This window comes from Gloeomargarita sp. (assembly GCF_053491055.1).
Genome location: NZ_JBRCEP010000023.1, coordinates 12277 through 32042, shown reverse-complemented (window position 1 = coordinate 32042; position 19766 = coordinate 12277). Strand labels below are relative to the sequence as shown.

Here is a 19766-nt window from a genome sequence, read left to right as displayed (position 1 = left end):
CTCCCCACTCGCTGGGGAACCCAATAAATTGGAAACTTGAGCAAATCCACCGCTTGGTTGATGATATTTCTCAGCTCCCCACTCGCTGGGGAACCCAATAAATTGGAAACATCACAAAGTCCTCCAACTGGAGGACACATTCTGACTCTCCCCACTCGCTGGGGAACCCAATAAATTGGAAAGGCACAGGGGGCATTGATCCTTTCACGGTCAGTGCCCCCTGTTTCCTTGCCGGGGCAGCCAATAAATTGGAAACAAAGGGGCAACTTTTTCCGTAATGATGCGGTTGGCCCCGAAAAAATGGCAAAATAGTGTGAGTTTTGCTGTTGTCGGGATTACAATAAAAGTGCCTTACCCGACAGGACGGGGAGTTCCCCCACGCATACTCCCCCTATCCCCTGCTAACATGGGCGGTTGTCCACCTTTAGACCAAGGAGTACCCATTACGATGAACCAGGTGCGTGATCCTCTCCCGACCCTTGCTGATCCGTCCCTCGACGATTTGGGCGATGTCCCTGGAGATGACCTAAACGACCTGGAATTGCTCGACGAATTGGAGGACCCAGACGCGCAGGAAGAGGACAGCCCCAGCCGCTCCGGGCGCAAACGGTCGGGAGCCAAGAAAAATCCCTATACGGAGGATTCGATTCGGCTGTATTTGCAGGAAATTGGCCGGATTCGGCTCCTGCGGGCGGATGAGGAAATTGAGTTGGCCCGCCAGATTGCGACCCTGTTGGAATTTGAGCGCAAGCGGGACGCCTGGGTGCGCCAGCATGGGTGTCTCCCCACCGAAGAGCAGTGGGCCGAGTTGGTGGGGTTACCTTTGGCAGATTTCCAGCGGCAGTTGCGCCAGGGGTATCGGGCCAAGGAAAAAATGGTGCAATCCAATTTGCGCCTCGTGGTTTCGATTGCCAAAAAGTACATGAACCGGGGCTTATCGTTTCAGGATTTGATCCAAGAAGGCAGTCTCGGTTTGATTCGGGCCGCTGAAAAGTTTGACCACGAAAAAGGCTATAAATTCTCAACCTATGCCACCTGGTGGATTCGCCAGGCCATTACGCGGGCGATTGCTGACCAGTCCCGCACGATTCGGCTGCCGGTGCATCTGTACGAAACCATTTCCCGCATTAAAAAAACCACCAAAATTCTCTCCCAGGAGATGGGGCGCAAGCCCACCGAGGAGGAAATTGCTACCCGCATGGAAATGACCATCGAAAAGTTGCGGTTTATTGCCAAATCGGCCCAGTTGCCCATTTCCCTGGAAACCCCAATCGGCAAGGAGGAGGACTCCCGGTTGGGGGATTTTATCGAGGCAGAAGGGGAAACGCCGGAGGACCAGGTGGCCAAACATCTGCTGCGGGAGGATTTGGAAACGGTCTTGAATACGTTGAGCGCCCGCGAGCGGGATGTGTTGCGGTTGCGCTATGGGTTGGATGATGGGCGGATGAAGACCCTGGAAGAAATTGGGCAGGCGTTTAATGTCACCAGGGAACGCATTCGCCAAATCGAGGCCAAAGCCCTGCGGAAACTGCGCCATCCCAACCGCAATAGCATCCTCAAAGAGTACATCCGCTAGGAGGCCCTATGCCCCATCACATTCTCCTGGTGGATGACGAACCGGGGCTGCGGCAAGCGGTGCAGGCCTACCTGGAAGACAGCGGCTTTACGGTGACGACGGCGGCCAATGCCCAGGTGGCCTGGGAATTGTTGCAGCAGCAGAAACCCGACTTGATCGTCTCGGACATCATGATGCCGCAGGTGAATGGCTACGAATTTCTCCGCCAACTGCGGCAGGATGTCCGGTTTCAGCATCTGCCGGTGGTGTTTCTCACGGCGCGGGGGATGACCAAGGACCGGATTGCCGGGTTTCGCGCCGGAGTGGACGGCTACATCCCCAAACCCTTTGACCCGGAGGAGTTGGTGGCGGTGATCGAGAATTTGTTGCGCAAGCAGGAACCGCCGCCGACGGACATGATGGCGCAGGAGTTGGCGGAAATTAAGGCGCTGCTGGCACGGCAAGGGGGCATCCCGGTAAAAGAGCCGCTGGATTTGGCCTTAACGCCGCGGGAGCGGAGCGTCCTGGAGTTGCTGGCGCAGGGGTTGATGAACAAGGAAATCGCCCACCGTCTGGATACCAGCGTCCGCAACGTGGAGAAATACGTTAGCCGCCTGTTTAGCAAAACCGGCACCAACAGCCGCACGGAACTGGTGCGTTTCGCCCTGGAACATGGTTTGGCCAAGTAGGGGCAGCCCTCAAGAGGGTGCCTCAGGGCGGATCACCACGGCTTCCAGGGTGAGGTGTCGCCCCTGGGCCTGGGTGATGGCCCAGCGCAAGGGTGTGCCGTAGGTGGCCAGATGGGCATGAATTTGGGGGATCAACCCGGACAGGGTGCCATCCCAAACGAGGGTGGTTGTGACCAGGGTCAGGGTCATAGGTGGAACATGGCAGGGCAGATGCGTTAGCCTGATTGTGGTTGATGTATTCTAGCGCCATTGCCTATGAGTTCTACGGTAACGCCGACGCCTGTGGCTGCCACTTGGCCGTCTGTGTCCCATCCCGTGGCTGAATTGTTCCAAGAAACCTGGGCGCTGACCCGGCGGTTGCTTATCCAGCTCCAGCGGCGTCCGGCTACGTTGGTGGCGGGGATGATTCAGCCGTTGATGTGGCTGATTTTGTTTGGGGCTTTGTTCCAAAATGCCCCGGCGGGTTTTTTGAGTGATGGGGTGAATTATGCCCAATTTCTCAGTGCGGGGATTATTGTCTTTACGGCCTTTTCGGGGGCGCTCAATGCAGGCTTGCCGGTGATGTTTGACCGGGAATTTGGCTTTTTGAACCGCTTTTTGGTGGCGCCTTTGGTATCGCGGTTTTCCATCGTGTTGGCCTCGACGATTTTTATCACGCTCCTGAGTTTGCTGCAGACGGCGGCGGTGATGGTCACCAGCTATCTGTTGGGCGGTGGGCTGCCGGGCTGGAGCGGTTTGGCCCTGGTGGTCGGGGTGGTGCTGCTTTTAGTGTTGGGCATGACGGCCTTGAGTTTGGGGTTGACGTTTAGCCTGCCGGGCCATGTGGAATTGTTGGCGGTGATTTTTGTGGTGAATTTGCCCTTATTGTTTGCCAGCACGGCCTTGGCGCCCTTGGCGTTTATGCCCCATTGGTTGCAGGTGATTGCCAGCCTTAACCCCTTGAGCTATGCCATCGAGCCGATCCGCTATGTTTACCTGCACCCGGATTGGCAGTGGTCCGGGGTGGTGATGGCCACGCCCTGGGGGAATTTGTCCCTGGCGGGCTGTCTGTTGATTCTGGCCCTGTTTGACGGGTTAATTATCGTGAGTGTGCGCCGAGCGTTACAGCGGCAATTGAGCTAGGTACGGGGGGCAACCTGCGGGATTGCCGTTGGCCGGCGACCACACTGGCACCGACAGCGGCGCCGATAAAGGCTCCCACGGCCACCGCGCCGACCAGCACCAGCAGGTTGGACCGGGGGGAGGTGTTCGCCTGGAGCTGCTTGATTTGGCCTTCCAAGGCGTTGATTTGGCCTTCCAAGGCGGTTAACCGTTCCAACACGGTATCGGTGCGGGGCAAATTGACGATATTTTGGTTCAAATTCTGCAGACTGCTCACCAACTGCGTCAGGGTGTCGTGGGTCAGTGGGTTTTGCTGGGTTTGCGTGGCAACGGTGGCCAGTTGGGTTTGGAGGTTGCGCAGTTCGGTCAAGAGGGTACCCTGCTGGGCCTGCACCTGCGCCAGTCCCTGGCTCAGTTCCCGGAAATGACCGGAAATGGTATCTGCCGGGGGGCGTTGTATCCAGGTTTGGATTTGGGCTTCCAGGGCTTGCAACTGGTTGAGAATGGCGGTGTCACTGGCAGCAGGGGGTTCGGTCGGCCAAGCAGCAATCTTTTGTAACTGCTGGTGCATCTCGTTCAACTGGGCATGGATTTGGCGAAGGAGACTGCTGGTATCGCCGTCGGCGGGGTGCTCGTTAGCCAGGGCAATACCCACGTGTTCTGGAGAAGAGGCAATCATAGGCAAAACCGCATTAATGCGTTCTTCGAGTTGTTCTTTGGTGAATTGTTTGGCGAGAAAATCAAAGCCCACAAACGGATAGCCAAACTTGCTCACCACTTCGTCATAACTGCTGGAAATCACAATCACCGGCGTATTGGCAAATTTGGGATTCGCCCGCAGGGCTTGGTACACTTCATAGCCATTCATCCCCGGCATGATAAAATCCAGCAAAATCACATCTGGGTTCACCTCTTCCGCTTTAGCCAAACCCGAAGGCCCATCCTTGGCCTCATACACCTCAAATCGGTCTCCCGATAACTGATCGATGAGGGACTTGCGGATCAAAAAACTGTCATCAATCACCAAAATTTTGTGTTTGGTCATGGCGAACCCCACTGCAATTGCTCTGGTATAGTTGTACCAGAGATGGCTGGCCTTGGGAGTTATCTCGATTACGCTGGGGGCTGTCGCACCGGAATTCCCTGGCGGTGTAAATACTGTTTGATTTCCGGCAGGGTCACTTCGCCGTAGTGCAACAACGAGGCCAACAGCGCTGCTGCGGCCTGCCCTTGGGTCAAAACGGCGGCGATATGGGCACAGGTTCCGGCTCCCCCTGAGGCAATCACGGGCACGGAAACCCGCTGGGCAATGGCGCGGGTCAACTCTAGGTCATAACCGGCCTTAGTACCGTCTGCGTCCATGCTGGTCACCAACAATTCGCCTGCGCCCCGTTGCACCACCTCTTCGGCCCAGGAGATAGCATCTTTGCCCGTGTCCTGCCGCCCGCCCTGCACCCAGACCGTCCAGGTGTTCCCGACCCGCCGAGCATCAATGGCGACCACAATACACTGCCGCCCAAATCGCTCACTAGCCTGGTTGACCAAATCCGGTTGGCGCACGGCAGCGGAATTGAGGCTAACCTTGTCGGCGCCTGCGCGCAGAATCGCCTTGATCGTGTCCAAATCCCCGATGCCCCCCCCCACCGTCAGGGGAATAAACACCTGGCGGGCAGTACGCTCGATGATGTCCAGCAAAACCCCCCGTTTTTCCTGGGTGGCGGTAATGTCCAGAAACACCAACTCATCGGCGCCCAGTTGGTTGTATGCCTGCGCCAGGGCAACCGGGTCACCCGCATCCCGCAAATTGACAAAATTCACCCCCTTGACCACCCGCCCCCCCCGCACATCCAGGCAGGGAATGATTCGTTTGGCTAATGTCATGCACGCTCCAGCTTCGGTGACGTTATCGGGGCCACCTTTCTTTCAATTCTTGCAATTTTTGGCTCAACTTGTTGCACCAGACGCGCTGCCGGTGGTGCCTGTTTGCCCAATTGTGCGCCGTCGGTCGCACCCGAGCATCGGGATAGCCCCGGCGTGACCAAGTGGTCTCGACCCTCCGCTAATCGCCTGTCCATCGCCGCAGCACCGGACGGTCTAAATAACCCTGGTCATTAACCTTCCCTCGTCAACAACACCCTTTTTGCGCGTAATCAAACCACATCCCGCCGTTTTTGCAGAAATGGCAGCGCCGCCAGCATTCCCAGGATCAACAGACCCAAATTCCGCCAGCAGGTCATCACATTGGCCGCAAATAAAGCTCCATGATCCTTGTAGAAGGTATCCAGCAACCCTTCCGCCTCGTTGATCGCCCGACTGCGCCGCTGTTGCCAATCGGTGAATTTTTCCTGCCAAGCAGTGATTTGTTGTTGGTAAATTTTCATTTTGTTTTGATAGTCGCGCAGGGTATCCCGAAACGCGGCAAAAGCTGCTGGACTGTCGGGCACCTCCCCTGGGTCTGCCGGTTTGGTAGGTTTGACCGGCTCCGGCTCATCCACCGCCGCATTGTAGCGCTTGCGAATCCCCGGAAATTCACATTGGCGAAACACATTGGCCCCCAGACATTGGCAGGTTTGCAACTCCGCCTCTGTGAGCGCTTTGCGAGCATTTGCATCCTTTTGCCAACAGGGGTCTTGTATCAAATCCCGTCCTATACCCGACAGACTCACCAACGCTTCGTAGGGCCAGCGGATCACGGAAAATTGGGAAATGAATTTCGCCCCGGCCCCCATGCCACTGACCGGCTGAATTCCACCGCTGAAAATAATCATCGGCACCAGCAACAAAATACTCAACAAAGGCGCCATATTTTGGTTGGGCGCCAGGGCCGACACCAACAGCCCCATCACCATCCCACCAAAGGTTGCCAGGGCAAAAGTGACATACATTTGGGCGACCACATCCCAGCCGCCGGGAATGTCCACCGCTAATTTTTTGACCAGCAAAAAGACCGCCCCTTGATAGACAGCAAACAACAACGCCAGCGCAACTTTGGCGCCAATGTAGGGCAACAGGCGCAACCCCACCATCCGTTCGCGGCGATAAATTTCTACCTCTTTGACCAAATCGCGCATGGTGGTCAATTCCCCCAGCAAAACCGCCACCAAAGCACTCACAAATAGCATGGTCATAGACTGGGCAGCATCCCCGGTTGCCGTGCTAAAAATCTGCCGGTCCCAGGCAATAAAATCCAACATCCCCAGCAGCATGGGCGTCAATAAAATTAGGGCAAAGCTCCCCACATCCTGCTGCAAAATTGCGACATTGCGCCGCAGTAAAATTAAAAATTGCCGCCAGGGGGAAATGCCCCCACCAACCAGCCGCTTCTGGGCGCTTTGGGGTTGCGAGCTGGCCGTATTGGGTTTGCAAATTGCTGGCAACGACTGCTGCCGTTCCACCACATAACGCTGGTATTGGGACGAAGCTAGATAGGTTTCCTGAAGTTGCTTGGCCGTGGGCGCTTTGGGATTCTTTTCCCGGTCCAACGCCCGGTAAATCCCGGTAATGTCGCGAATCTGAAACGGTGCTAATGCTTCAGCAAAATGCTCTAGGAAATAGGGCACCAATTCCGCTGGCGGCCCGAAGTAGGCTAACCGTCCCCCTTCTGCCATATAAATCACCAAATCACACAGGGAGACATTTTGGGTGGCATGGGTAATCAGGAGAATCGTGCGTCCCTGGTCGGCCAACTGGCGCAGTAACTCCATAAGGTCGGTTTCCGTGCCAGGGTCAAGGCCAGAGGTCGCCTCATCCAAAAAAAACAAACTGGGTTTAGTCAGCAATTCCACGCCGATACAGACCCGCCGTTGCTGCCCGCCGCTGAGACTTTTGACCGGCACATCCCGCCGCTGGGTTAACCCCAACTCCGCCAACACCTCGGCAATGCGCTGCTGGCGTTCCGCCGGTTGGGTATCTGCAGGCATCCGCAATTGGGCGGCAAAATCCAAAGACTGGGCAACGGTCAATTCCTCGTGGATGATGTTTTTCTGGGGCACGTAGCCGATTTCGGTGTGGTAGGCGCCGAAATGGCGATAGAGGTCCACCCCATTGACCAGCACCCTCCCCCCCGTTGCCGGGCGCAGACCATTGAGCGCATCCAACAGGGTGGATTTGCCTGAACCCGAAGGCCCCAAAATCGCCACAAACTCGCGGGGCATAATGGACAGGGACACCCCTTGCAACACCCTGGCCCCCGAAGGCACCACCTTGGTGAGATTCACAGCATCCAGGCGCAGATTCCCCCCCTCGTTGGTCTGCACCAGGGTTTCGTCAATGTTGAGCACCAGCACGTGGGAGCCAATGCGAATCGTATCCCCCGTGCGTAGGACAACGGGTGTAGTCACCGGTTTCCCGTTCACATAGGTGCCGTTGGTGGAACCCAGGTCGGTCAGGACAAAGGAACCATCCTGGCGTTCCACCCGCGCGTGGTAGCGGGACACGGTGGGATGGCTGATCACCAAGTCGTTTTGGGGGTCGCGGCCAATGGTCAACCTTTGGCGCCTGCGCAGGTCCAAAACCGCCGGTTCCGTCTGGGACACCACCGGGGCATCCGCCATGACCACAGTTTTGTTGCTCTCTACCTGCTCGTACTGACAGGTTGACGGCTGGTCTGGCGCCACCACCTGATAGCTCAGGGTGACCCGATTGCCAATCGTCAGCACATCCCCATTGCGGAGGTCGTGCCGTTGCACCCGTTGCCCCTCATAGACCAGCCCATTGCTACTGTTGAGGTCAATAATTTCGTACCCATAGGGGCGGCGCTCCAACCGGGCATGACGACCCGAAACCACCGTCTCTTCAATCACAATGTCACAACTGGGGTGTCGTCCCAAAAGAATCGTCTCACCCACGAGAGGTACCTTGCGGCTGCCCTCAGGAGTGGTAATCACCAGAAAACACAGGCCAGGCTGGGTCCGACTGCCAGGAGAGGACGACATAGGGTTAAAAATGGATGTGCCGCATCAGCCACACTGCCTTGCACTGCTACTAAGGTATAACGAATCCCAGGTTATCGCAAAAGTGCATCGCACTCCTAACGACGAAAATAACGAGCGTCCTGTCCTGCCCGAACTGTTTAGGCCCATCCCACACCCCCAAACCCAATGGCCTACCAAGGACTACCAACCAGAGTAAAGGCCGCCCAGTAGTAGGGATGGTTCAACACCTGGTCTCCCCGCTGGGCAATCGCAGGCGGCACAGGCACCCCACCCCGCACACCCCGCAACTCACCCCCCTTAATCACCACCTTCCCCTGCAACATCGCCACTTGCGCCTGCCGCAACGCCGCCGCCTTAATCGGCGCCTGCCGCAAATTCCGGTAAAACTCGCTCATCAACGCCAACGTCCCCTCATCCGACACATACCACAACGACGCCAGCGCACTTTTGACCCCCGCCTGCACCGCCAAACCCGCAAAACCCAACTCCGCATTCACATCCCCCACCGACGTCCGACAGGCACTCAGGGTCAACAACTCCACCACATTCGGCTCCCGCAACGGTAACTGCCGCAACTGCGGTAAACTCAGCCGTTGATTGTTGCCAAATTCGATATAGGAATCACTCAACCGCCCCGGCACAAAATCCGCATGGGTCGCCAAATGCAGAATTGGATACCCCCCCTGCAGCCGCTCTTGCGTCAACCGCTGCACCGTAAAGTCCTGATTCAAAAACGACCGCCCCGGCCATTCTTCCGTAATCACCTGCAATTCCACCGGCACTGCTGGCAGCGGCGCTTGATTGGCAAACGTATCCGCCCCCATCGCCAAAACCTGCACATTCCGCAGGTTGCGATAGCGCGTATCCACCAAATTCACACTGGGAATGAGCGCAGTGTTGTATTTTTCCACCAAAAACTGCTGGCCATCATGCAGCGCCGCCACCGGCAACAGGCGCAACCCCGCATCCATCGCCAACATCAGGGTATCAATCCCCCGCGCCTGCAGCTCAGGTTCAATCGGTGCAATCAGCCAGCGATACAACTGCTGCGCATCTTTCAGGTAGGCATTGCTGGTGCGTTGGCGGGGGTCTTTCAAGGTCGCAAGGAACCGTTCCACGACAGGGAGCAAGACAGCACGTTTGGCTTCAGGAATCCCCCGCACCACTGGCTGGGCTTTAGCTTCCCGCTGAGCCAATGGCTGGGTAGCGGCCACCCAACCGGAACGAGCAACTCCCGCCTGCGTCTCTGGTGTAATCGCGGCAATGGTCAACTGGCGGTCATCCACCATGAAATAAACAACAGCGGGTTTGGTGCCCGTCTCCTGAGCCAAGCGACTGAGCATACTGCCAATGGCTTCGACTGATGTGAAATTGTTGATGGGGTCAACCCCCAAAAAGCGGTCAAACTCACCGGTGAATAGGTTATCCAGGGTCAAAATTGCCGCCAAGTTCCCAGCACTCAATGCCTCAGCAATGTTGAAACGAGCGACAAAATCACCTAATGCCACGTCTTCAATAGCATCCAAACCTAAATCAAAATCGAGATTGAAAAATTGTGTACCAAAGAGAATTTGGTTAATCAAGGGATTTTCATTTTGAGCTAGCCCAATCCTGATAATTCCCGGTTGCACCGTTCCCAATTGGCGAGAGCTAAATTCCTGGAACGGTAGGATGGAAAACTGCCCATTTGTAATACCACCGGCAGTTCCATTGACAGCCGCACTGCCCACCGCAAAAGAATTGGACTTACCGTACTGGATCAGAATATCGCCTGCCCCCCCTGAACCGCTCGCATCAATACTGAAACCCGTTGGTCCAATGCCTTTGACGCGAACGTTACTTTCGCTCAGCAACCATACATCACCGGCAATACCGCCGGGATTACGGGTATCAATAAAACCCGTCTCCACTGTGCCCGAGGCGTACACATCAATAAACTTCAAGCTGGAAGTTGCACCTGTACTACTCAAATTGCCCGTCTGAGCATTGCCACCTGCCGAAACGACCCAAATGTCGCCACCTCGAGTTGAAGTGATGTCACCCGTCTTGACATTACCACCATTACTTGAGAATGTAACGGAGTTGTAGATTTGTATTGGCCTACTACTAGAGCCGTACTGAAAGTTAAAATCAAGGTCGAAGTCACCACTCCAAATAAGTGCGCTACTTTCTGATGTGACATTGCCCACATTTATATCACCATTGCGGTTTCGTATATATACCCGACTCTGGGACGAGGTAATATTCCCAGTCGTCACACTGCTATTTGCGTTAATTTCTGTCGTCAATTGAGAAGTAATGTTCCCAGTCGTCACACTTCCACCCGCATTTAGATTGACAGTCCCTGCGGCTATATCTTTAGTGTTAATGCTATTCCCTGCTTCAAAATTAATATTAATATTGTTCAAAGCAATGGTGCCCATGGCAGTAATATTATTGCCTGCCTTAGCAGATAGGGTGGTAAAATTACCTGAGCCAGTCAAATCAGCGTTGAACTCAATATCATTTGTTGCCTGGAGCGTCACACTGTTTGAAGACAACTGGGAAAGCAAGGCACTATTGCTAATGGTCAAGCTACTTTCAGGTAGCGTGTCAAAGGGAATAGACGGTAGTAGTCGGTCATCTGGCGCACTGGAAGCATTAATCACAGTAATATTCTTCGGGTCGAGCAGAAGCGTACCTGCCTTCCCCTTTGGTGCCGAGGTATCCACATTCCCCGTGAATCTTAAACTTTCTTTCCCCGATATTTCCACCAATCCCCCATCTCCAGCATTTTGTCCCCCCTTGGCGGTGATACTGCCTCGAAAATCTGTCGCCTTGTCTGCCCACACAATTACCCTACCACCATTCCCAGCATAAATTGCATCGGCAGTTAATTGAGAATCACGACTCACAAACGTGTATTGAGCATTAGGTTGTGTCCCTTTCCCTTGAAATTCACCTCCAACTAAAATCTCACCCCCACCCGCAAATCCTGAAGCATTAACTTCACTTTTTACTAGGGCAATCTGGGTGCCAAAAACTCCAACATGACCACCCGTTTGACTCGTACGAGAAACATCTAATGCTCCCGAAACAATCGCCGTACCTGTGCCTGTAGGAATTTGCACATCGGAACCCGCTACGCTCACAGTGCCATTACTATTTTGGGTAACCGTTTTTACCCCACCGCCAGTGAGTAATTCCGGTAAACGAATGGTGGAAATGTTCCCCTCTCTATCTATCATTTGGGCGGCTTGTTGGGGATTAAATTCCAAACTCAGCAATTGCCCCGCTTGAGATAGCCGCACCAAATTTTCTCCCGGCACAGCAGCAAGCGTGATATTTCCCCCCGGCGCTTGTACGGTTCCAGTATTAACTACCTGTCCGGCAAGCAAACTCACACTTTGCCCTGGCTGAACACGTAAATTCCCCTCATTGACAATCGCCGCCGGGTCTTTGCGGTGAAAAGCAAACCCAATCGGTTCCCCTGCCAACTTCCTGTAATCATTTACCCCAGAAGCATGGAAACTCCCGCCCGGAAACACAATACGGTCAGCAGTCGTGGCATGGAACGCCGCTGGCACATTCAAACTGGCTCCTTGCCCAAACACAATCCCGGCAGGATTCATCAAATAGAGATTGGGCGTGCCACCCGTTACCTGAATTAATCCGTTGATGTAGGAAGCCGAGCCACCCGTCACCCGTGCCAAAATATTGTGCAAATGCGGGGTGGCCAAAAAATTAGCAATATAACCCGTATCTACGTTGAACTGTCCAAAACTGTGGAATAAATTGCGCCCTGCTTGCCGTCCCCCCGTGATGTCGTAACGGTTACCAATGCGATGTACCTGGGTACCTGTACCGTCCGGGGCTGGGCTAATCCCCTGGGCAAAACTAACCCCCGCTGGCCAACAAAGCAAACCGGTTAATGCCGTTCCCCATACCCAACGCTGCATAGTGACCCCCTAGTATCACACCACTCTGGTTTGTTCTCCCTAACCCATCCATGCCTTTAATCCTACCAGGCAACAACTCCGCTGGTAAACCACCCAAACAATAGTTATGAACACTCTGCTGATACACTCGTAAAATCCAAGTCTAAGCAGGTGACCGTTCCCACTGATAAGCCCTACGCAAATATCCTTTTAATCCGCCGGCAGAAACTGTTGCAACGTGCGGAGTAAATCGGGTTCTAAATAGGGCTTGGTCAAATAGGCGCTACACCCCAACTTTTGCGCCATTTTTTGATGTTTATCTCCCGCCCGTGAGGTGAGCATAATAATCGGTAGTTCGCGATAGCGCGGGTCTTGGCGACAGGCACTCAAAAATTCAAACCCATTCATCCGCGGCATTTCGATATCCGAAAACACGGCTTTGATCTGCGGATTTTGGGCTAACAATTCCAGGGCTTCCCGTCCATCTGCCGCCGTATGCACCCGATAGCCGTGTTTGGTCAACGTTTTCGACAGCATACCCCGAATCGTCAGCGAATCATCCACCACCAAAAGCTCCGTTTGGGTCACCGCCCGCGCCGGCATCCTCGGCAGTACCGCCCCCAAAGTCGGCGTGCGTAACCAATGGTTGACCAACCCCGCCGCATCCAACACGGGCACCAGACGGCCATCCCCCAAAATCGTGCAGCCATAGACATAAGTCGGTGGTTGCAACAGGCTGCTAAAGGGCTTGATCACCAGGTCTTGTTCTAACAAAATCTGGTCAATTTCCAGACCATACACCTCATTCCCAACGCTCAACAACAACAGGGAATGCCCCTGCCCCGTCGGCAAGGTCAACCCTGTCTCTTCCGCCGCCATCCACCGCACCGGGTAACGATACTCCAGCACCGATGGGGGAATCAGCGGCACCAGCCGCTCCTGCCAGCGGTACAACTGCCGCCCCTGCAAACTCACCAACGCCGCATCGTTGACCGTCACAATCCCGGCCAAACTGTCCACCGCCAGGGCAAACCACCGCCGTTCCAAACCAAACACCAACAGCTTGGTAATCGTCAGGGTCAAAGGCAGGCGAATGGTAAAGGTGGTTCCCTGTCCCGGTTCCGTGTGAATATCAATCGTGCCTTTGAGCGCTTGAATTTGCAGGCGCACCACATCCAGACCAACCCCCCGCCCCGACAAGTCACTCACCGTTGCCGCCGTCGAAAATCCAGGGGTAAAAAGGCAATTTAACAATTCTAATTTGGTGGCATTCGCTGCCTGTTCCGCCGTGAACAGCCCCTTTTCTACCGCCTTTTGCCGCACCCGTTCCAGGTCAATCCCTTGCCCATCATCCCGCACCGTGATATAGGTTTGATTGCCACGATAATAGGCTTGAATTTCAATAATACCCTCCGGATTTTTTCCTTTCTGCTGCCGAACATGGGGTGGTTCAATGCCATGATCAAAGGCATTGCGAACCAGGTGCACCAACGGGTCAGAAATTTTTTCTAAAACCGCCTTATCTACTAATGTACTGGCTCCCACCAGCCGCACCTGTACCTGTTTGTGATACTGCACACATAAATCCCGCACCATCCGGGGAAACCGTTGGAACACCTCGCTCAGAGGCACCATCCGCATCCAGAGCAAATCCCCCCGAATTTGTTTCAGTGTTTGTTGTTTTTTACGTAAATTTTCCTGGGATTGTTGCGTGATAAAACTCATATCCCGCATCACTTCCCCGACCTGGGCAATTTCTTCAATAACCGTTTGCACCCAGGTGTAAAGCTGGTTGTAAGAATCCATTTGTAAGGGGTCAAATTCACTCGCTTCGGCACGGATTTGTGTTCCCATTAACGTCAACTGATCCGCCGTATCTTGCAGGGCACGGCTAATCATTTCAAATTTATTTAAGCGTTGCCCAAAAGTCTGCACCAGCTTTTGCAATTGCTGTTGATACAATAGCGAACCATTTTCTTGAATGACCAATTCCCCAATCAAATTATTCAACCGCTCCAGACGGCTGACTTCTACCCGCACACTTGCCCCCCGTGGGCTAGGAGACGGTGACGCTGCCGTTTTGGACGGGATGGGCGTCTCTGCTACCGGCGTAACTTCAGGAGTTGCCGGTGGTAATTGCTCAAACAATGTACTGATATTCGCCTGCGTCAGTACTGGGGTTGAACCCGGGGGCGGGATAGGTTCCGGCTCTGACAATCGTACTGCGGATGATTGTACATTATCTATCACAAAGGCTTGCAATTCGGCACTTACCTTGCCGCCATGTTCCCGTTCTCCGGCCATCACCTGGGTGTACCCCTGGCGTAAATCCCGCAGGATAACCTGGCTAATTGCCATAGCCTGTTCCGGGTGTTGGGCCAATGCCTGTAAGCCGGTCTCACAAATGGCACGCCAACCGGGTAAATTCACCAACTCGCCTAAATGGGCAAAAACCTCCAATTGACCGGTAATTTCCGTCAGCCAATCCCCCGTTGGTTGCGCCAATATCGCCTCGAATCGGCTTAAGCCCTGCTGAATATCACCGCTGAAAATCGTAGCGGTCATATCCACACCCAAATCCTGGGAGGAAGGAACATAAGCATCCTCGCCTGTGGGTTCCGTCGCACCAAGAATGGCCTCTAATTTTTGAAACGCCTGTTCTGCTTTTTGCAGTACATCGTCAACGGTAAATTCCTGACCGGCCAAACGGGCTTGCAGGGGTTGGCGCAGGGTGTCAAAGGCTTGCAGCAGGGCTTCTTCCAAGGGCACATCCAGTTCCCCCGGCCATTGGTAAAGGGTTTGCAGGGCGTTTTCCAGGCGATGGGCGATCACCTGAATCACCGGCAGGCCAACGGTGGCAGCTCCCCCCTTAATCGAGTGGGCGGCCCGCATCAGGGCATGGATATGGGGAATCGTCTGGTTCTGGCGCAGGGTGAGCAACCCCGACTCCAATTCCTGCAACAACTCTTGGGCTTCCTGGGCAAAAAATTCCAGGGCTTCGAGATTCAATTCGCTGCTAGGCGGCAAGGGCGGCCCTGTCCATACGAGGGACGGTTGCAAAGATTCTGTAGCTGGGGTTGGGGAACTATCTCCTAATTCTTCCCAAAATGAATCGGTGGAATTTGTAGTTTTGGCATCGTTTAATAATTTGTCTGTTGGTTGGGGAGTTGCGAGGTCATCCAGCGCATCCCAAAACGATACCGATTCCGCCGATGGAGACGGCTCTGGCGATGGGATGTTCCCTAGTTCTTCCCAAAAGGAATTGATGGTTCCTGCTGGTTCTGTATCGTTCCCATTACCTAACTGATTGGAGGATGGCAAGGCCGTTTCATCGCCAATCTCATCCCACAAAGATAATGATTCTGTTGCGGAGGCATTGCCTACCTCTTCCCAGAATGAATTGGTTAAATTCCCTGCTTCCGTCCTGTGGGTGGATTGGGTAGTCGTAGTATCGCCAAGCCCATCCCCCAAGCAGAGAGATTCAGAGGGTTCTGGCAATTCTTTTGGGGGAATATCCTCTATGTCCTGCCCAAATAAATCAGTTGTATCTTTCTGTTCCTCGTTCTCAAATTGCTGGTTTGCTGGTGGGGCAATTGCATCACCAATTTCATCCCCTAGGGATAAAGGCTCAGAGGGTTCTCCGGTCGCAGTTGCAGAAATATCGCCTACTTCTGTCGGGAATGAATTGGTTGTCTGTTTTGGTTCTGTATGATTTCCCTTAGGTGACGGATGGTTTGACACTCGGTTGAGTTCATTGCCAAGTTCATCCCACAACGATAAGGATGCCGGCGATGCTGTTGATGCAATCGGGGGAGGATTTCCTGTGGGTTGCCCCTCATCTGTTTTTGCTACGGCGGGATTGCCTGCGAACTGGATGGATTGATTGTGCTTCTGACCGGACGGTTGCAACCAGGCAAGCAGTTCGGGACTCGGTTCCCCTTCTTGATGATTGCCCCGCATCACCGCTTGTAAATCCCGCACGGCAATTTCACCGATTAACTTGGCCTGCTCTGGATGCAGATTCAAAGCTGTCATAACCGCCTGACCGATGCGGGTCAAACCCGGCAAATTGAGCATTTCTCCCAAGCCGGTTAACACATCAAATTGTGCCCGCAATTCCCCACACAAAACCTCTGGCGTTCCTTGGGCTAATAACTGTTGAATCTCAGCAATTTTGGGTGCAATATCACTTTCAAAAATGGTTTGCACCATATCCACTTCTAAATCTGCAGAAGTGACCGGCTGCATGGTCTGGGGAACTGGCCCCAAAAGGCGCGTTAATTCTTCGTAAATGACCTTAGCGCGCCGCAGAGCAAAATCCGGGTCACAGACCCCCGTTTTCAACCACTGGGACAAGGGTAATCGGAGACAGTCAAACCCCTGCAATAACAAATCCTCAATTAAATCAATGTCCGTATCTGGTCGCGCTAATAGGGTTTGAAATACATCTTCTAAACATTGGGCCAAGGTCTGAATGCTGTACATAGAAATACTGGCGGCTCCTCCCTTAAGGGAATGGGCCGCCCGCAACAGACGATAATAGGCCGCCCGCGAATGGTCCTGCCGCAACCGCAACAAACCCGTTTCCAGTTCCGCCAACAACCCCGGCACTTCCGCCCGAAAGTAGGCTGTGATGTCGTCCTGAGGTAGGTCACTCATGGCAGGGGATAAAACGGTGCATCACGCAAGGGTGCCTAGTATTTAGCTTAACCGGCAGCCGGCGAGCCAACTTCCGTGCCATAACGGAATGAACAGCCCTACCGGCAGCCAGAAAGGATAACCCCTGCACGGGGGATTTATTCTTCTTTGCCGGTAATTTTGAACAGCCGTCCCGCCGAAGATTCCCCGGTCAGTTTGATCAACAAAAACCCGGTCGCTACCCCCACCAGTACCATTCCCGCAACTACGGCTGCATGGCTAAAAATTTCGGCGGCCATAACCCCTTGTCCTCATTCCGTCACCCTCGATCATAGCGAAAAGACTCACGTCAATAGCCGTGAATCCGCCCCAGGCGAGTGCCGGGGTAAAAATAGCCCAAAATTTGTAGGTAATTGTACTGCTGTTTGGCCAGCTCATAGGCCCGCCGCTGGCTCATTCCCCGCCCGCCAAAGACATGGCGCACGATGTTGTCATTGGCAGCGTACTGGGTCACCACCACCCCGCCGCGGTAGGTCAAGATTTGCCCCCTGGTGGCATTCACGGCGGCACGGGTCGCAGGCTGTTCGGAACGCAACCCCTTGTACACCTGATGCCGTTCGGTGGTACCCAAATCGTAGTACTTGTCCACCGGCTGAATCCGTTTGGTCACGGCATAGGAACGCGCCGCCACCGCCTGGGCCTGCAAGGCTGAAGCCGGCCAATGGGGGTACATTTCTGCCCCCACCACGCTGTAGAGATACTCTTCCAAATCCACGTAGTTAATCACGCTGAGGCCATGCCGCGCCAGCAGCAGCAACCGCCCCCGATACCAGCCGTCACCTGCGTACACATAGCCTCCTGCTTCTGGTTGCAGCCAGAGAAACGGAGCTTGGTATCCCTGCAACACCACCTGCCCGCCCTTGGCTTGGCCCGTGACCCGCTGCAGGGGAGGAATGCGCGCCACCACCCGCCCTTGGGGGTCAATCACCTGCGCCGCCGTCGAACTGCCCAAGGCAAGCACGTCGTTGGTCTGGGTCAAAAGCACCCGCAAGGTGACCGCTGCCTGCGCCGGGGCCACCCAACCGCTGACCACCATAAGCACGGCCAACCCATACCGTCCCCACATACCACACCTGACCCATCAACAGCAAAATCCTGAACGTGTGAGGCGCAAATTGACCCACATTTTTATTCCCAAATCATCATAAAAGGAAGTCACTTATTCTGTCCATAGCCAGTTTGGGTGATGCCTGAAGCCATCGTTGCCATCATCAATCCAGCCCAAAATTACTCACCGCTGCGCCAAAATCCCCCACACCGGTTGCCGCTTAGACATTTATTGGGCTTAAAGTTGGCTTAAATTTTGGCACAAAGTGGCACCGAGTGAGTACGTGGTTGGCGCGATTTAACCGGGACTGGCCGGAATTGAACCGGCGGCCTGTCGCTTAGGAGGCGACTGCTCTATCCTGCTGAGCTACAGCCCCAACCGCTTGCGATTGTAACCCCCAGGGGGCAAACCCGGCTAGATTTCCCTGGTGGACGCAGCGCAAAAGCGACTTTTGGCAGCGGGCGTGGTCATGCTTGGGGTACATTACAAAAAAATCCTCATTATCAGGTGAACCGTAGTGATCCCAAGTTCTGTGACCAGCACGACATCCTACAATCAGCGGATGTTTACGGTGGAAGTGGTGGGGTTGCGCCAAAGCCCGGCCACCGAGACCCTGAACTATCCCATTCGCCAAAGCGGCTTGGTTTGCTTGCAGGTGCCCTACGCCCGTCTGAATCAGGAAATGCGCCGTATCCAGCGCTGGGGCGGTCGCATTGTCCGCATCCGTCCCCAGTCGGGGCAACTGCCGATGCCACCTGTTAGCGCGGCCAGCCCTGAACCTGCCCAGGTTCCCGCCAAAACGGAAAAAAAAGTGAGACAAACCCGCAGTGCGACCGCAAAAACGACTAAAACTAAAGAGTCCGTCTCACGCAGTAAACCCATGACGCACGCCAAGGAAAAAACGGAGATTCCTGTCAACCTCTATCGCCCGAATGCACCCTTTGTGGGGCGGTGTCTGAGCAATGAACCCTTGGTCAAGCCAGGGGGCATCGGCATCGTCCAACACCTGAAATTTGACCTCCGGGGCGGGAATTGGCGCTATTTGGAAGGCCAAAGTATTGGGATCATTCCCCCTGGCACCGATGCCAACGGCAAACCCCACAAGCTGCGCTTGTATTCCATCGCCTCCACCCGGCATGGGGACGACCTGGACGACCAAACGGTGTCCCTGTGCGTGCGCCAGTTGGAGTACGAACATCCGGAAACCAAGGAAAAGGTCTACGGGGTGTGTTCCACCTACCTGTGCCAGCTGGAACCGGGCGCGGAGGTGAAAATTACCGGGCCGGTGGGCAAGGAAATGCTCCTGCCGGATGACCCGGATGCCAATATCATCATGATGGCAACCGGGACGGGGATTGCGCCGTTTCGGGCCTTCCTCTGGCGGATGTTCCAACCCGGCGAACGCGCCCTCAACCCTGACTACCAATTCCAGGGGTTTGCCTGGCTGATTTTCGGCATTCCCACCACCCCCAACATTCTCTACCGGGAGGACTTGGAAGCCCTGCAAGCCCAATTTCCCGAGCAGTTCCGGATCACCTACGCCATCAGCCGGGAGCAGAAAAACGCCCAAGGGGGGCGGATGTACATCCAACACCGGGTGGCAGAACACGCAGAGGAACTCTGGGCGCTTTTGCAACAACCCAAAACCCACGTCTATATCTGCGGGTTGCGGGGGATGGAAGATGGTATTGATGCAGCCTTGAGCGCGGTGGCGGCCAAACAGGGCGTCAGTTGGGCCGACTACCAAAAAGACCTGAAAAAACAGGGTCGCTGGCACGTGGAAACCTATTGAGTGGGCGTACACCCCAGGCCTCCCCTGGGGTT

Annotated in this window: 12 protein-coding genes and 1 tRNA gene; 4 read left to right on the top strand and 9 right to left on the bottom strand. The window is 54.7% G+C overall.

The features are described from left to right. Nucleotides 1-448 precede the first annotated feature (448 nt). Both rpoD and ACWISF_RS02510 read left to right on the top strand, forming a co-directional pair. Nucleotides 449-1576, top strand: a complete 1128-nt coding sequence (rpoD, locus tag ACWISF_RS02515; protein WP_448380018.1) for an RNA polymerase sigma factor RpoD — start codon at nt 449-451, stop codon at nt 1574-1576. Nucleotides 1577-1584: 8 nt separating this feature from the next. After that, complete coding sequence (locus ACWISF_RS02510) at nt 1585-2244, top strand: response regulator transcription factor (protein ID WP_448380017.1); 660 nt, start codon at nt 1585-1587, stop codon at nt 2242-2244. A gap of 9 nt (nt 2245-2253) precedes the next feature. Here ACWISF_RS02510 and ACWISF_RS02505 read toward each other — a convergent pair whose 3' ends face one another. Beyond that, a complete protein-coding gene (locus ACWISF_RS02505; protein ID WP_448380016.1) occupies nt 2254-2433 on the bottom strand; it encodes a hypothetical protein in 180 nt (59 codons plus the stop codon). Between the two features lie 66 nt (nt 2434-2499). Between ACWISF_RS02505 and ACWISF_RS02500 the strand changes: the two genes are divergently transcribed. Next, nucleotides 2500-3366 (top strand): ABC transporter permease, encoded by an 867-nt coding sequence (locus ACWISF_RS02500; protein ID WP_448380015.1) that lies wholly within the window; start codon nt 2500-2502, stop codon nt 3364-3366. Here ACWISF_RS02500 and ACWISF_RS02495 read toward each other — a convergent pair. From ACWISF_RS02495 to ACWISF_RS02460, 8 genes are all read right to left on the bottom strand, one after another. Continuing rightward, nucleotides 3323-4390: a response regulator gene (locus ACWISF_RS02495; RefSeq protein WP_448380014.1), complete on the bottom strand. Its 1068-nt coding sequence runs from the start codon at nt 4388-4390 to the stop codon at nt 3323-3325. The two genes, ACWISF_RS02500 and ACWISF_RS02495, sit on opposite strands and share 44 nt — an antisense overlap. Nucleotides 4391-4458: 68 nt before the next feature. Then, the gene (gene hisF / locus ACWISF_RS02490) at nt 4459-5226 is read right to left on the bottom strand and encodes an imidazole glycerol phosphate synthase subunit HisF (protein WP_448380013.1); all 768 of its coding nucleotides are present in this window, start codon (nt 5224-5226) and stop codon (nt 4459-4461) included. A gap of 269 nt (nt 5227-5495) precedes the next feature. After that, entirely contained in the window at nt 5496-8279 is a 2784-nt protein-coding gene (locus ACWISF_RS02485; RefSeq protein WP_448380012.1) for an FHA domain-containing protein, read from the bottom strand. Between the two features lie 170 nt (nt 8280-8449). After that, nucleotides 8450-12217 carry a CHAT domain-containing protein gene (locus ACWISF_RS02480; RefSeq protein WP_448380011.1) on the bottom strand — a complete coding sequence of 1256 codons (3768 nt, stop codon included), beginning with the start codon at nt 12215-12217 and terminating at the stop codon, nt 8450-8452. A 189-nt stretch (nt 12218-12406) separates the two neighbouring features. Then, nucleotides 12407-16855, bottom strand: a complete 4449-nt coding sequence (locus ACWISF_RS02475) for an Hpt domain-containing protein (protein WP_448380010.1) — start codon at nt 16853-16855, stop codon at nt 12407-12409. A 137-nt stretch (nt 16856-16992) separates the two neighbouring features. Further along, nucleotides 16993-17133, bottom strand: coding sequence for a cytochrome b6-f complex subunit PetM (gene petM / locus ACWISF_RS02470; RefSeq protein ID WP_448380009.1), 141 nt, complete (start codon nt 17131-17133; stop codon nt 16993-16995). A gap of 50 nt (nt 17134-17183) precedes the next feature. Further along, nucleotides 17184-17960, bottom strand: a complete 777-nt coding sequence (locus tag ACWISF_RS02465; RefSeq protein WP_448380008.1) for a SpoIID/LytB domain-containing protein — start codon at nt 17958-17960, stop codon at nt 17184-17186. 284 nt (nt 17961-18244) lie between these two features. Beyond that, a tRNA-Arg gene (locus tag ACWISF_RS02460) sits at nt 18245-18318 on the bottom strand. Between the two features lie 186 nt (nt 18319-18504). Here ACWISF_RS02460 and petH point away from each other — a divergent pair. Next, nucleotides 18505-19734, top strand: a complete 1230-nt coding sequence (petH, locus tag ACWISF_RS02455; RefSeq protein WP_448380019.1) for a ferredoxin--NADP reductase — start codon at nt 18505-18507, stop codon at nt 19732-19734. Nucleotides 19735-19766: the final 32 nt, after the last annotated feature.